This window comes from Albimonas donghaensis (assembly GCF_900106695.1).
In the GTDB taxonomy this organism is placed as follows: domain Bacteria; phylum Pseudomonadota; class Alphaproteobacteria; order Rhodobacterales; family Rhodobacteraceae; genus Albimonas; species Albimonas donghaensis.
The window spans coordinates 185,016-199,427 of record NZ_FNMZ01000006.1 but is presented as its reverse complement, the minus strand read 5'-3'; the positions used below and the strand labels follow the sequence as shown (position 1 = coordinate 199,427).

14 protein-coding genes and 1 pseudogene are annotated in these 14,412 nt (G+C 58.2%); 8 read left to right on the top strand and 7 right to left on the bottom strand.

Annotation, left to right across the window (positions count from 1 at the left end; all coding sequences use genetic code 11):
- The first annotated feature begins 485 nt into the window (after positions 1-485).
- On the top strand, positions 486-1,019 hold the full coding sequence (locus BLV24_RS16235) for a hypothetical protein (protein ID WP_092683681.1): 534 nt from the start codon (positions 486-488) through the stop codon (positions 1,017-1,019).
- A 575-nt stretch (positions 1,020-1,594) separates the two neighbouring features.
- Positions 1,595-2,911: a phospholipase D-like domain-containing protein gene (locus BLV24_RS16230; protein ID WP_092683679.1), complete on the top strand. Its 1,317-nt coding sequence runs from the start codon at positions 1,595-1,597 to the stop codon at positions 2,909-2,911.
- 208 nt (positions 2,912-3,119) lie between these two features.
- On the opposite strand, the pseudogene BLV24_RS22640 reads toward BLV24_RS16230, so the two are convergent.
- A pseudogene (locus BLV24_RS22640) lies at positions 3,120-3,359 on the bottom strand (transposase); the annotation flags it as partial.
- A gap of 1,074 nt (positions 3,360-4,433) precedes the next feature.
- Here BLV24_RS22640 and BLV24_RS16220 point away from each other — a divergent pair.
- Positions 4,434-5,207: a hypothetical protein gene (locus BLV24_RS16220; protein ID WP_092683675.1), complete on the top strand. Its 774-nt coding sequence runs from the start codon at positions 4,434-4,436 to the stop codon at positions 5,205-5,207.
- 521 nt (positions 5,208-5,728) lie between these two features.
- On the top strand, positions 5,729-6,055 hold the full coding sequence (locus BLV24_RS16215; protein ID WP_092683673.1) for a hypothetical protein: 327 nt from the start codon (positions 5,729-5,731) through the stop codon (positions 6,053-6,055).
- Between the two features lie 80 nt (positions 6,056-6,135).
- Here BLV24_RS16215 and BLV24_RS21695 read toward each other — a convergent pair whose 3' ends face one another.
- A complete protein-coding gene (locus BLV24_RS21695; protein WP_143040335.1) occupies positions 6,136-6,489 on the bottom strand; it encodes a hypothetical protein in 354 nt (117 codons plus the stop codon).
- Between the two features lie 45 nt (positions 6,490-6,534).
- Positions 6,535-6,981: a helix-turn-helix domain-containing protein gene (locus BLV24_RS16205; RefSeq protein WP_092683669.1), complete on the bottom strand. Its 447-nt coding sequence runs from the start codon at positions 6,979-6,981 to the stop codon at positions 6,535-6,537.
- A 69-nt stretch (positions 6,982-7,050) separates the two neighbouring features.
- On the opposite strand from BLV24_RS16205, the gene BLV24_RS16200 reads away from it, so the two are divergent.
- The 3 genes from BLV24_RS16200 to BLV24_RS16190 all read left to right on the top strand — a co-directional run bounded on the left by BLV24_RS16200 (position 7,051) and on the right by BLV24_RS16190 (position 9,126).
- Positions 7,051-7,314 (top strand): helix-turn-helix domain-containing protein, encoded by a 264-nt coding sequence (locus BLV24_RS16200; protein WP_218133448.1) that lies wholly within the window; start codon positions 7,051-7,053, stop codon positions 7,312-7,314.
- Positions 7,311-7,691: a hypothetical protein gene (locus BLV24_RS16195; protein WP_092683665.1), complete on the top strand. Its 381-nt coding sequence runs from the start codon at positions 7,311-7,313 to the stop codon at positions 7,689-7,691. Before BLV24_RS16200 ends, BLV24_RS16195 begins: the two co-directional genes overlap by 4 nt.
- Before the next feature lie 196 nt (positions 7,692-7,887).
- A complete protein-coding gene (locus tag BLV24_RS16190) occupies positions 7,888-9,126 on the top strand; it encodes a hypothetical protein (RefSeq protein ID WP_092683663.1) in 1,239 nt (412 codons plus the stop codon).
- 17 nt (positions 9,127-9,143) lie between these two features.
- On the opposite strand, the gene BLV24_RS16185 is transcribed toward BLV24_RS16190, so the two are convergent.
- Both BLV24_RS16185 and BLV24_RS22065 read right to left on the bottom strand, forming a co-directional pair.
- Positions 9,144-9,713 carry a recombinase family protein gene (locus BLV24_RS16185; RefSeq protein WP_092683661.1) on the bottom strand — a complete coding sequence of 190 codons (570 nt, stop codon included), beginning with the start codon at positions 9,711-9,713 and terminating at the stop codon, positions 9,144-9,146.
- A gap of 185 nt (positions 9,714-9,898) precedes the next feature.
- On the bottom strand, positions 9,899-10,543 hold the full coding sequence (locus tag BLV24_RS22065) for a hypothetical protein (protein WP_176954780.1): 645 nt from the start codon (positions 10,541-10,543) through the stop codon (positions 9,899-9,901).
- 1,099 nt (positions 10,544-11,642) lie between these two features.
- Here BLV24_RS22065 and BLV24_RS16170 point away from each other — a divergent pair.
- Positions 11,643-12,941, top strand: coding sequence for a reverse transcriptase domain-containing protein (locus BLV24_RS16170; RefSeq protein WP_092683655.1), 1,299 nt, complete (start codon positions 11,643-11,645; stop codon positions 12,939-12,941).
- Positions 12,942-13,014: 73 nt separating this feature from the next.
- Here BLV24_RS16170 and BLV24_RS16165 read toward each other — a convergent pair whose 3' ends face one another.
- The gene (locus BLV24_RS16165; RefSeq protein ID WP_092683653.1) at positions 13,015-13,716 is read right to left on the bottom strand and encodes a hypothetical protein; all 702 of its coding nucleotides are present in this window, start codon (positions 13,714-13,716) and stop codon (positions 13,015-13,017) included.
- Positions 13,717-14,103: 387 nt separating this feature from the next.
- Positions 14,104-14,379: a hypothetical protein gene (locus tag BLV24_RS16160; protein WP_092683651.1), complete on the bottom strand. Its 276-nt coding sequence runs from the start codon at positions 14,377-14,379 to the stop codon at positions 14,104-14,106.
- Between the last annotated feature and the right edge of the window lie 33 nt (positions 14,380-14,412).

Genomic DNA, 14,412 nt, shown 5'->3' with positions numbered 1-14,412 from the left:
ACGGGTTTTACGAACACATCTGATATCGGTATCAGTCTAATTTGTGGAGTCCAAAGTGGCGTCCGACAAATGAAGGTTTAACGGACTCTACATCTGGTCTAGATTCTGTGGATATCATCCATTACGACGCATAAATACTCCTGACCCATAGGAGGACGCATATGCATATGGTGGAGAAGTGGACGGTTCGAAGAATTCCCGAGCGGGCTTTGGACCGATTGCGGGAGGTCAAAGAGACCTCCGGAATCCCCTTGGGGGAACTGCTCGGGCAAGCGGTCGAGCAATGGTATCGGGAGCTACCCGAGATGGAACCGGTTCCCGAGGGGTGACGCGGTAACCAGGGTGACGGGGGTTCCATATCTTTGCGATCACGAATGCTTCCCCTCGAACCCTGATCGATTGGCCCGATCCCCCATCATGATCCGGTCCAACTCCGACGGCATCGGCCCTCGGGATTCTTTGATTCATTCAACGGCGGTTTCCCCATGGTGATCTTGGTTCTTCCCCTTCTCGCGGGTCTGCTCCTCGGGTGGTTCCATCAAAGACCCCTGCTGAGGTGGTTCAGTGCGGGCCTCGGGGTCCTGCTGGGGATGGTCCTGCTCTGGTCGATCCTCGGTTTGATCGACCTCCTTGGGGAGATCATCATGGCTGATCTTCCCGCACTCACCCGGATCGATCTGATCCAAATGGGGGTGATCGTTCCTCTGCTGACCATCCTGGGCTTTGGCTCGACCAGGTGGGTTCGGATGCGGGTCACCGCGGGAGCACTGGACCGACTGGGCCAGATGCGAACCGATGATCTGCTCCGCCAGATCGAGCAGATCGCCCAAGATAACCGGTTTGATCAGCATCCGTGGATCGAAACCCGATGGAACCGGATGAGCCCCCACGGTCGACGGGAATGGGTCTGGGATCATCGGGACCAGCTTGACCAACTCCATCTGCAGGCCGGTCGGCTTGGTCTGATCAGGCTAGGAACGCATGGGATAGATCGGATCGAGCAGTTCGATCAGGGGTGATCCCGCCGGGACGTGGGGTGGCTGATTGGTCCAACGCGGACGCCAGAATCTCTCGAATTCAAAGATATAGAACCCCCGTCACCGCGTCACCACCGGGGGAAAGGGGGGGCGGTGCCGTTGGGGGGGGGGCGAAGTTCGCGATACGGTCCTCCGGCGCGTCGAGGAGTTTCACAGGAGCGCTCTGGTCCTGCCCGAACATACCTGGACGCCGCGCACGAAATCCGCGAGCTTCTACCCTGAAAGGTCACTTTCGTCCCCATGCAGACGTTGGCGTGCCGCGTGAGTCGACATTGACGCACCCGATAGCTGCCGTTCGCGGCTGCTGCGAAGGCCACGACCCAGCGCTGGCAAGCTCAGCGGACCTTTCAGACTTTCGGGGTGTTGGCTGAAATGAGCTTGATCGGCCCTGAGCTTCCGTCCATTCCTAGCGCAGCGTAGTTCGGGAGCCTGCCTCAAAAAATCCCGATCGATCAGCGGGAAGCGCCATTTTAGACCCGATAGAAGGCGGCTCCTGGTCCTGAGGTGTTTCATTTGGATAGCCGCAATATTTCACATACAAATGGATAGGCTCGGCAATGGCGCTTTCAGAATTATACGCAAACACGGGCGCAACGGGGTTCACCATCAATTTTTTTATGAACACAGGACCGCACCCCAGATCGGGGCTGCTGGCTGCGCCGTTCTTCACGACAAATGATCCCATCAGGGCTCTGACCGACAAAGGGTGTGATGTTCGTCTGATCGTCCGGTTTTCTCCGATCACAACACCGGATGCACTTAGGAAAGCCCTTGAGAACCCACGGGTCAAAACCCGGTATTTCACCGCCGCCAGGTTCCATATGAAGCTGTATATCGTCGACGATATCGCGCTTATTGGGTCTGCCAACCTCACTGATAGCGGCCTTAAATCAAATCGGGAACTTTCAATTCTATTAAGGCAGGGTCGGGATGAGGCTTTCCACTCGCTGCCTGGCCTGTTTGACGACTTGTGGAGCGACGCAGACGTTTTGAACGAAGAAGTGCTCCGTGAATATGAAAAGGCGTTCAAATCGAAGGAAAAACCCCAAGATGAGGACGCCTTCGAGAAATTCATCCACAAATTCGTGAAGCCTGCTGCCCCCAAGAGCGTCGTCGTTGGCAGCGAAAAAAAATCTAAAGAGCGCACATTCATCCAAACGTTTCGCAGGAAATATGACGAAGTCTTGGTGCCTGCGCACCACGAAGTTCTCGAAGTCGCCCAACAGCATGGCTTTGGTCGACCAGAATATGCAGGCCAGGACCCCCAGATCGAAATGGGAAGATTCCTCGGATGGCTGCGTCTAACACAAGGCAGCGGCGGTGGTTGGCGTGAGACGTCGCTGCTCAACGATCCGAAGGATCGGGCAGCGCGGATTGCCGAATACGTGCAGGTCTGGCAATCCGAAAAAGACATTGCGAAAAGCGATATGTATCAAGCATCTAAAGAGATCGAAAACATCGCGAACATACGGACTTTCCTCTGCGATCCGAGCGAGTTGGAACAATTAAGTTTTGACGATCTTTTTCGACACCTGACAGGCTGCCACGCCTTTTTGGAACGCTTGCGCTTTGTTTCCAAGGATATCGGGGAGAACCTGACCGGCCTCGAAAGGCTGCGCATCGACTTCCAGAAGGAAAACACGCTCGAGGCCGTAGTGCGAACAGTTCGCTATCTCCTGGCAGGCTCCGGCGATGCGATTGAGCGTGCCTATGACTGCGTATACGGCAGCTATAAGCTCAGCGGGTTCGGTGAAGCCTGTGTCATGGAGTTACTCGGTTGGGGAGACGCCAAACGTCCTCCATTCAATAATCGCTCCATTCGCGGTATCCGGTTGTTAGGTTTTGATGTGGAGCACTTTGTAGCCGGTGACTAGCCCGGATCATGCATCAGGGCGCGCCCGACGGTCCGGGCTAGGGACGCATGGGCTGGATCGGATCGAGCAGTTCGACCAGGGGTGATTTGTAAGCGTCCGGCCTCGCTGCTCTGCCGGGTCTGCTGAAGTGTCGATAGTGTCCTTGAAGGGATGATGGACACTATCGGGGGCGTTTTTGGGCAAGCAGGACGCGGGCGGGCGGTCCGTCGGCCTCAATCAGGGCCTCCAGGATCAGGTCCCAGACCCCGGCCAGGGCCCATCGTCGGAACTGGCGGTAGACTGAGGCCCAGGGACCGAAGCTGTCCGGCAGGTCCAGCCAGGCCGAGACGGTTCGGGCGATCCAGAACTCGTAGTCCAGAACCTGGCGGTGATCTTTCGGGGGACGGCCCCGCTTAGCACCGGTCTCGATCACGAAGGGCGCGAAGAACGCCCATTCCTCGTCGCTCATCAGGTCGACATCCCAGCCAAGCTCGGCCTTCGCCCTGGCGAGGTCCCGCCTCTCGTTTAATTCACTTTCGCTCCTCAGGTCCGGTTCGAACGCCCCGAACGCTACGAGGCCCCGACCGGCCTTCGTCACAACCTTTGCGATCTGGTCCATGGACGATCTGGCCTCGGCCAGTTTGATTTCGAGGGCGTCGAGGCTCTCGGCGAACCCCATGATGATCGTCACGAGGGAAAGCTGGCCTCGGACTTCCGGGTAGAAATACCGAATGGCACCCGTCTGGAGGTCTAGGCAGCGGACCTGTCGTGCGATGGGGCAGAGGATGGAGTCGTATCCATTCACACTCGGGTTGTCTTTGAACATCTTGATCAGATCATCGGCCCCTGCATGCCGGGGGTCCCTGTCCAGCGCATTGAGAATTCTCCTCAGCGCCTCAAGGTCATGCCGCAGATAAGGCAATTGCAGGATTCCCTCGTGGTCGCCTCGCGCCATCCTCTTGAATCCCGGGGCAAACCGTTTGCCCTTCCCGAGGACGCGGTCGATCCCTCCGTCAGTGGCTTTGAGTCTCGCATCCCTAATTGCGCGACTGCGGGAGGAGAAGCAGGAGTCGTCGGATATGTAAATTTCCATTTTCAAAGTCCTAGTTGGTCAAGCCCTCGTGGTTATGGCCATGTAGGTGCAACGATGTCTTCGATCTAGCGATAAATTGCGCGAGCGACCTGGTCTGTCGGGGACGATACGTTTTCGACAGGTTCCGTATTGATGCACCGCGCGTATCGGGACTTGCCCAGGCTCGGCTTTGTGGGAGTCACCCGAGCGCTAGCGATGCGCACGATTACGAATTTGATTTGTATTTTGATTTCCAACCGGAACACGGCAGATGCCACGCGAGACAGCCTCGCTCGCCAATCACATTATCAATTTTACAATGAAAAATTCGGACAGAGGGCGGATGGCAAAAAAATTTTCGAAAAAAGCTTTACAAGATGCAATATATATGCTAAGATGCACCTGCGGTGACTTACGTTTGCCCGAAAGTATACTGGTTGCCGTCGAATCTGTTACAACGAGGAAACTAAAATGTCTTTCACTATGACGCAGCAGCGAGCGCTCAGCGATCTCGCACGATACACCAATGCTCAGGAGGCCCGGGAGGCGGCGCTCAGGTTGAATGCCTACTCGCCGCGGCTCGATTCGGATCAGATTTACCGGGACATCCGGGAGATCATGATCCACACCGCAGGTAGGGATGGGTCTATCCATAACGCCCACCTGCCGCTGCTCGACTTCGCAAAGTTGCCGGGACGGCGCAGCAACCCCCTGCATGCCGCTGCCATGCGGCGGGCGTGCTGGGGAGTGTGGAAGGACGGGCTGACTCGCAGCCACGAGTCCGCGGGAACTGTCCCGGCCAACACGAACCAGTGGGCTCTCGAATTCGCTCGTCGGATGCGACCGACGCAGATCGAGAGTCCTCGGGAGCTTTTGTCGAACGGCGAAGACGGAGACGAACGGGATCGGGATTTCTTCGACGCCTTGCCGGACGAGTTCGTCGTGTGGCGCGGGGTTTCGGACATTGATCTGGACATCGCCGCGAAGGGCATGTCCTTCACCACCCATGAGGGCGTGGCTCGGTGGTTCGCGTTCCGGAACGGAGGCGATCCCCTCGTGATCCGGGCGACCGTGCGCAAGTCCGACGTCTTCACGGTCTTCGCTTATGACCATGAAGTCGTCGTCCGCCCCACGTCGGTCGAGGTGGTCGAGATGGGCTGCAGCGAAGCTCGGGTTTATCCTAGGGACTCTGAGTGGAATGGCGGCCCTGCCATCGTCATCACGGAAGGGGTGACTGCCTCCTGAGGTTCATCGCATCAGAAGCTGAACAGCGGCGGCATCGGGGGCGTCCCGGTGCCGCCGCCACGCATTGGACTGGCACTGAGTGGGCCGACGGGGGTGTCAGTGCTCGTCGGCCTCATCATCAAGGGTCGCTAGGCGATCCACCGCCCTTTGGCCGAGTCGGGAGACCCCCAGAGACCCGCTCTCACGATGCAGGGCTCGGAGAGAGGGTGTTCGCCTTGCGGTCCAGACCAGCTTCTGCTGGTTCGTCATCCCTGCCCAGCGCGACTGCAGCCATTCGTTCCCGGCGAGCCACGTCGCGGTGCCGTCAGTCAACTTTCCCTCCCTAGCCATAGTCCAGGCCCTGCGCGGCGAACATCCGGTTCCCGTCGACGCCCTCGTGCGCCGATCCTATTCAATGATCGTGGTCGTTGCAGGATGTGCCTGTCGGTGACGCGGATGACAGGGAGAATCTTGCGAAATCCGCAATACGTAAATATTGAACTGAGTGTCGATCCGGTTGTGGGTTTTGCGTGGGAGGGGTCATGCGTTGGATGATTTGCGTGGTGGTGGTGGTGATGGCGGCGGGACCCGCGGGTGCCGAAGAGGGGTCGGTGGTGCTCGCACAGATCGGACGCAGCATGTGCAGCGCCTACCAACCCGCGGTGGAAGCCGCGATCGGCTATGGCCAGCAGGGGTTGCCGCTCTCGGCTGCGGAGAGCGTCATCGAATCCGCCTATAATCTCGATGCTCGGCTGTGGAGTTTCCTCCGTGAATCCGTGCAGGTCGCATATCAAAATCCGGACGCTTTGGGTGCGGCGCTGCGGGACGGTCGGTGGCTTGCGCTGTGCGAACAGGCCCTCCGCCGATGATCGGCCTCCGGGATTGGTTTGGATGGGGTCCCGCCGGATATCCGCGAGGTTCCGTTCAGCGACCTGCTCGGTTCAACTCGCTACTCGCGGCGGTCCTGATGGCTCTCTCGGGATGTTCCGAGGAGATCAGCGAGGATGATTTCGTCAAGGCGACCCTGTGCGCCGTCGCGCTTTCCGCCGCCGATCCAGCGGCTCAGCGAGGGGCGATTCCCCTCAGTCACGACGACCTTGCGGGAGCAGTGGGCGCGTTCGGCCACTTCATCGTGGCGCATGGCCAAGACTTCATCGACCAACATCAGGCGGAGACCCGGCGGATCGATGCACGGGTTGGGAGCGCTGCGGTGAATGCCCGGACCGAGGTTCAGGCAATGAACCGGGATGGGTGGACTCCTCAGGGCGTGGAGAGCCTTCGCGAATGCATTCGGTTTCTGCATGATCTCCCCGGCAGCAGCGGTGGCGGTGGCCGACGCAGGTGATCGCTAGGGGCGAAGAGCGGTTCGGACAAACTCGTCGTGCTGGGCCGGAGAGAAGCTGACCGCGGCACCGGGATCGGCCAGGAGACGTTCGACCTCCCGACGGTAGACCTGCACGACCAGGTCCGCGACCTTCGCCGGAGAGGGTTTGACCCGCATCGTTCGGGCGGTCTCCAGCACCAGCAGGACCGCCTCATGCATCCGGTCCTGATCGACCATCCCGGGCATCCCGGTGAGTTGTCCTTCGAAGATATCCTGAATCTTGACCTGATAGAGTCTGGCCAGCACCTCGATCCGATCCGCGGCGACGCCGGAGACCGCGGTTTCCATCCGGGAGAGCGATGCGGTCGAAATCCCGAGATGCCGGGCCGCCTCGTCCAGCGACATGCCGCGAGCTTCCCTCGCCTTGCGAAGGGTGGAGGCGATCCGGGCTCTGGAGGGTGCGTCAGCCATGAGAGTCGGATTGCATAAAATGTAATTCTCCGCCAGCCCCGACGCGGCTTCGAGAAGAACTCGAAGGGATTGACGAATCGTTACGAAAACCGCAATTCGCAAATCATGAAGCTAGGCGATTGGTTGCGGATGAATGGGGTTCCAGCGGTGCGCTTCGCCGAAAGCGTCGGCACGACTCCCGCCACCATCTCCCGGGTGGTGAACGGGCGCGTGGTGCCGCGGCGCGGCCTAATGGCGGCGATCATCAAGGTGACACGTGGAGAGGTCACCGCGGGAGACCTGGTTCAGGTCGAGCCAAAGCTCAGCGAGAATGATCGAGGGGAAAAGGCGTGACGAACGCTTCGGAAGACGATCAGCCCGCGGGCTGCGTGCAGGGATGTTTCGCGATCATCGTGCTGCTGATGACCGGAGGGTCGCTGCTGGTCCTGGTCTGGCTGCTGTTCGGGGGGATTGTCACCGGGCTGATCAACTTCGTGCTATATCCCGGGTATGAAGCCTGCCAGACGCAGGTCCGTGCCGGGTTGAGAGAACCCAGTTCGGGAGAATTCTCGTGGCCTCCCACGACCCGGGAGCACCGCACCGATCCGAACCGGTGGGCCTACATGTTCGAGGTCAGCGCCCGGAACGGGTTCGGCGGTCGGAATACCCGGACCATGACCTGTGAGATCGACGATACCGGCGAGACCATGGGGGTGTATGTGCAGTGGTAACCGGGGGCGTGACCGACGAGTTCCATCACCTCTGATCAGCGTTCAGAAAAGCACGAAGTCGCTGGACATCAAGGTGGCGAGGCAATCCGACCTCTAGCCAAAGAAAAAGATTCAGGGTGCCGCCGTCGCCCCTGACGTCGGAGCTACCTATCTGCGGGGGAGAGACACGCTCATTTCCGCAGACAGGAGATTAATCATGGAAAAAAAGAAGAAGGGTGATCTATGCGTTACCCCTAACCTTCAGGCGATCTACGAGCAGAGGCTTTCAGCGACGGACGGAAAGGTCGAACGGGCCTTGGGTGTCCGCGGACCCTTCTCGGAGTCGTTCAAGAACCGGATCAGAAGCGATTGCGAGGGGATTCTTCAGAGCGAGTTCCTTGTCAAAGACCTGAAGATATTCAAGCACACCCTCAATGCACTGAACCGCGACCCGCATCATAGCCGAGCCCGCGACCTGAGCGAGATGTTCAGCGGCGATCCGAGGCGCTCCGGATACGATAGCATCCTCTGCCCCCTCGCCCGGCAGGTCCATGGGCTGAATCTCATGACCGGGGCCACCCGGTATTTCTTTCCAGAGGTTCGGAACCAACTCTATTTCCTCACAGTGGTAATGGACTTCGCCCCCGACCTGGAAACGCTGGCCAAGCAAATCGGTGACGCCCGTCTGTCGATGGAGAAGATCGGCGAGGCCATGACCAATAGCCAACGTGGCATCGTCATGTTCGGCACGTTCGAGCCCGACCTTCGTTCCGGCGAGGACTTCATAAAACGAAAGACACTCAGCAAGGCCGCCGGAGACCTCGGCTGGGAGGTGGACGATGCAGGTGGATGGGTGCTCAGCAGCCACCTCCTTGTTCGGGCCGTGGATGTGGCCCCACTGAAGGCGGCTCTTAAGAAAACCTTTCCGGCAAATGGCTGGCGGCGAGTTCATTTGAGGCCATTCGATAAAAACAAGACCGTTCTGGGAAACCTTTTGAAGTTGGTGAAATATGTGTCCAAGTCCAGCCCATCGATAGGTGCTCTCAATTCCGGAAGGGTGAAAATGGTCCCAAGCAACCTGAATCGGAATCTCAGAACAACCGTTCTTGGTCCTCAGGTGCCGGTGTCGTCGGTCCCCGATGAACTAGACCGTGATCATGCTGTCCGTCAGTTGGCGATATTTCTCCACGATACCGGGTTCGACAAACTGACGTTCTCCTACGAGTCTGGGTATGCTCAGGAATGGTATACTCACGAAGAAACATTAATGTTCCTGAACGAGGGGTGGCTTGAGAACTTGCACGGCTACTGCAAGGTCGAAGTTCACCGCAGCGACGACACGCACAGACCGAAGCCACGGCGCGTCACTCGGGAGCTTACCTACAAGTCTGCGGACGTGCCCGAACCGACCCGCGTCTATGTAGGGACCTCCGTGGGTATCAGTTTGGCCATCTGACCCACATCACACGAGCATCACCCCGCCGGGGCCACATCCCGGCGGGCGGGACAGTGACGGTATAGGGTGGCCACGGAAACCCCTAAGACGGTCGCGACCTCGGTGGCCGGACGCCCATCCTCCAGCAGGCTCCGTGCCGCGGCGATCTTCTCTCCGGTCATCTTCACGGGACGACCCCCAAACCGTCCTCGTTTCCTGGCGGCGTCCAGCCCGACCCGGGTTCGCTCACGGATCAGGTCCCGTTCAAACTCGGCGATGGCCCCGAAGATGTGGAACACCAGTTTCCCGCCCGGGGTGCCGGTGTCGATCTCTTCGGTCAGGCTCTTCAGCCCAACTCGTCTCTGGTTAAGATCGGCGACCAGATTGGTCAGATGCGGTAGGGAGCGGGCCACCCGGTCCAGCTTGAAACAGACCATCACATCCCCGGGGCGGGCATAGGCCAGGGCTTCCTGAAGAACCGGACGATCATCGCGGGCACCCGATGCGACATCCGAGAATACCCTCTCGCATCCCGCCCTGTGGAGGGCGTCAAGTTGACCATCGAGAGACTGGTCCCTGGTCGACACACGAGCATACCCAATCAGCATTCCGGTCCTCTCGATTCTTGAAACTCATCTGAACATACTGGGATCAGTGCTGGGTTTTAAGAGAGGATATTGAGACTGGTTCGGCTCAGTGATTTGGTGTGTCGGTCAGGACCCGATTTGATTATCGAAAACGACCGTATTCGAGAGCTAGGCCGCGACCAAGTCTTAAGTGTGGAAGGCATTAATCAGGATCGAGTATTGACCGAGCGTGGGAGTCTTAGCTTGGGAACATATCTGGATAGGTCATGTCGAAATGGTTGGAACCGGATGTCCGGGACATCGATAAAGTATCTCTCTGATCTGAGATATTGAATGGTCTGAGCAAGCCGATCTTGGTGCTTTGAACTCGACTCGATGCGGCCAAATTTGAGATGAAGAACAAGAAGCGCAACGTTTGCCAAGCTGTAGCCTGCGCGTGAGATTTTTAGTATTTCCCGCAGCGATTTTCTGACCGGGTCAGCGAGACGACTCTCCCTTCCCGGAAGTTGGTTGAAGTGGTAGAGGAACCGAAGCTGCTTTTCGAGCGCTGCGGGATGTGAAAGCGGTGCTTGGGTGAGTAGTCGCCGTGCGGTATCGATTTCGTCAATCCAAAGCGGGATTGTTTGGTAGATGGGCTCAAATTCGCTGTCCGGGTGGCTTTCGAAAGAAGAAATTTCAGCCAGAAACTGATTTTCCGTAGGTCGCCAGAAAATCGGCCTGTCCAGAAAATCACCTGACGGAAGTTCGATTAATGCTCGGTGCCATCGCCCAGATCGATTGCTGACTTCGAAAATATCTGCGCTCGGATTTTGTATGACGTCTCGCACGAGTATCGGGGTCCACTCATTCATTCCATCGAACCTCGTTGGGATCGACGGCTCGATTTTGTTCGATGCTCCCCCGAGTTTTGTCTCTGAGTATGTCAATCCCCGCGTGTCTGTGCAGGGATGTTTCGGCCAGGGTGGTCCCAATTCGTCGAAGTAGACACGTCCGCCGTGCCGACTTTGATAGAAGAAGACCGCCGCGCCGCAAACGGGACAGGATGCGTTTGGATCGGTGAATGACTCCCAAGTTTGCCGATATCGGCTATGCCACTCGAATCCTGGAACGTCCGCGGGTAGCCGGGCGCGTATGGCGGGGGTCTCAATAGGCGCTGCACGACGAAGAAAGAGCCCGCGTCCAAACCCGCCCGCGCCAACGCCTCCGCCCCACCCGCAATTACATTTTGGATGATGGTTGTGGGCATTACACATTTCTCGTCCTCGGATTCATCGAGCGGACATAATTGCCCAAGTTGGGGGAGGAGAGGGGCTTGCGCAACCGGAGGTTCGGTCGAGTCTAGGTCGCTGCTGGGAGATGCAGCGGCCTCGCTCCCGCCTGAGCTTCGATCAGGGACGCTGTTTGGTCTTGAAAATGAATGGGCTTGCGCTTACGTCAAGGCTCCTTCTCGGCCTCGGCCCCAGGTCCTCGGACGTGGTGGGCGCGGAAGCCGGGCACCGAGCCGGTCTTGCCGGTGACGTGCGGATCGTCGTGGAGGCCAGTCTCGGCTGGTCGTCACGCTCCGAGGGACGCCGACCCTTCGCCGCCTTTAACGCCATGGCCGCGGTGCACCTGAATGCATGTCACATGGCGGATAGGGCAATTTATCAGGCGGGGGGCCGGGGGCCGGGAGCGCTTGACGTGGTCAAAAACCTGCTATGGTGGAGACTGAGAACATGCGACCCGACCACACCACTCGCCGCCCCCGGGCGGCTCTGGTTCTCACCGCGATTGCGGTGCTGACCACGGCCCTTCTCGGCCTCGGCCCCAGGTCCTCGGACGTGGTGGGCGCGGAAGCCGGGCACCGAGCCGGTCTTGCCGGTGACGTGCGGATCGTCGTGGAGGCCAGTCTCGGCTGGTCGTCACGCTCCGAGGGACGCCGAGCGTGAAGGGTCGGAGTTGGCCGCGGCAATGATGGACTCCGACCGAACACGCGGCACATCGGCGAAGCTGACACTCAATGTGAGGAAGTTTCAGACCCTCTGGTCGGCTTGGATTGCAGTCCGCACCAAGGCACTCTACTCAAAAAACCGAAAGACGGCGGAAGATGCCGCCCGCATCGAGCAGAATCCGGCTCGTTCTATCCGAGCCCTCCATGAGGCATTGCGGGCAGGAACCTTCGAATTCAGTCTTCAGAAAGGTGTCCTCAAGACCCGCAGTGGGAAAGACCCGCGACCCATCGTGGTGTCGCCAGTGATGAACCGGATCGTTCAGCGTGCCATTCTAGACACGCTCCAAAGCGAGTCCCCCAGCCTCAAGTCGCGACTGGGTGCAATCCCCGAGACGCTCCGAACGCCAACCTCTGTTGGCGGGATACCGGGCCGAGGGGCCCAATCAGCGGTCCGTCTGATTCAAGGAGCGGTGGAAGGTGGCGGGCGTCATTTCATCAGGTCGGATATCCGCGATTTCTTTACCCGGGTCCCGACGGGCCAGGTGATCGAGTTCGTCAGGGCGCAGACGCGCGAAGATCAGTTCGCCGATCTGATCGTCCGTGGCCTAAGGGTTGAACTGGAGAATGCCGATGACCCACTCGTCAGGGAATGGCTGAGCCTATTCCCCGATGGTGAAATTGGTGTGCCGCAGGGGTCGTCGCTGTCAGCCTTTTGCGCCAACGTGGTTCTCGCGGAATTCGATGCTGCACTGAACGACCGCGGCATCACGATGGTCAGATACATCGACGACTTCGTGATCTTAGGACCAAATCAGAGAGCGGTGAACAAAGCCTGGGAGCGGGGCTTGAAAATTCTCAATGGTCTCGGGCTAGAAGCGCACACCCCGCGGCGAGGCGGGGCGAAGGCGTCTTTTGGCGACTCCGCCGATGGTTTTGATTTTCTGTCGTTCCACTTCCGAGGTTGCCAAGTTGGTGTATCGAGGGATGCGAAGCAGAGGCTCATACAAGAGGTTCGAGGTGATCTCTCCAAGGCTCGCCGTGACATAGGTCGCTCCACAAAGCTGCCTCGGCGAGCCGAGCCACGGTTCGCCCAGGCCTTGGTGGCAGTCGATAGAAAGGTCCGTGGATGGGGTGATAGTTTTAGGATCGTTGATCAGCGCGTCCAGTTCAGCCAAGTGGACGAGGTGATCTCCGATGAAGTAGAGCGCTTCATTCGTTGGTATGTGCGCCAATCTGCTGAAGCGCCATCAGGCGAGCGAATGAGAAGTCTTGGGGTGGCGCTACTTGCCGACACCCCTTCCGGATGGAGTGAAAATTGAGAGCGGAGATAATTGTTACTGGATTGCGTGTTGCCATCTGGGGTGGGGGGCGTGTCAGAAGATCGGGTGGGTTCTAGGTGGGGGCGTCTGGCTTGTTTTGACGGTTATTGCCTTGCTCGTTTCCAATGATGTTGGAGAGCATCGATGTCACCAAGAATTTTCCGAAAAACGTGTGGGTAATTGTTATGCTGGACTGAAAATGAGGAACCCCTGTAATTCTCGCCCTATATATTTTGGTATTGACCGTTCCCGGCGTCCCAAAGTCGAGAATTTCAGGAAGCGGGGCGCTATAAAATCTCAATAGCTCATTCTGAAGCTGCAACTCGCGCAGGTCTGCAGTTCCGGACAGGGAATGGTAGATGTGGCGAATTTTGTAGCGCTTTGGCAGGGACGCTTTGCAGGCCTTGAAGATGAGACCGAAGCAAAGGTGATCAAAAAAGTCATCTAATCTCGAAACCTGAACTCTATAACCCACAGAGCCATCCGTGTTTATGACAGAGCCTTTCGCGAGGCGCTTTCGAAGTGCGCCATTGTTGAATCCAAGCTGCGGCTTGACTCTAAGTTCAAATATCTCGCGCGCACGATTGTGCGGGGATGCGTTTAGGCATATTTGAGCGAGAACGTATAGATCATCTTTTGATTTGCGATTGTTATGCTTTTCGCATGACCTTACAGTGAGAAGTTGATCGCGCTCATCGTCGGGGAAAAATGATTTCGGCGGAATGTGCTCCTTCGTCGTTCCTGGAGCATCGCAGCCTGGATAGTAGCAAGTCATTTTAGTGTTCTGCGTTGGGAAATCTAGATAGCGGGCGCGTTGCGCGCTCTAGTCTAGCGTCGATGGCATAGTTCGATCACATTCCTTAGGTCAGCTATGCTCTGCAGGATAGCCAAACCTATAGCGGGGTTCCTGATTGCGAGTCACTCGGTGAACTGAACCCATGCATTGCCCCGTATCCGGCCTCGCCCATGAAAGCCATATCGCCCCACACACCGTTTGAGGCTGGTCGAAAGAGTCCGGGAAGAACGGGTTGCGCGATCGTCCTGCCCGTTTAACGGTGATCGTGGAGATCGACGCTGGCGAGATGAAGGTGGAGCTTTATGCCTAGGTGCAGGCAGCGGTGGCCGCGATGACCGGAATCGAGGTTTGAACGGCGAGCCCGTCTCATCTGAACGTGCACCCCGAGTAGAACGTCGAACCGGTCCCGTCCGGGTGCTCGATCTCGATCAGCAGCCGGATGCCTGTGAGGCCATGGGGGTCGTAGCGAAACTGCTGGGCTTCGAAGCTCGCGAGATCACCTGCCTCGATGCGCTTCTCAATCTCCGTCATGCAGCGCTGGTAAGCGAAGCCCGCGTCGAGCCCGGACAACAGGGCTCCAGGGTGGAGCAGTGCATAGCAGACGATCCCTGCTGTCGCGATGAGCGTGCCCAGTGCGAGCAAGACTATCCAAAATCGAGAGGTCTGACGTGATTG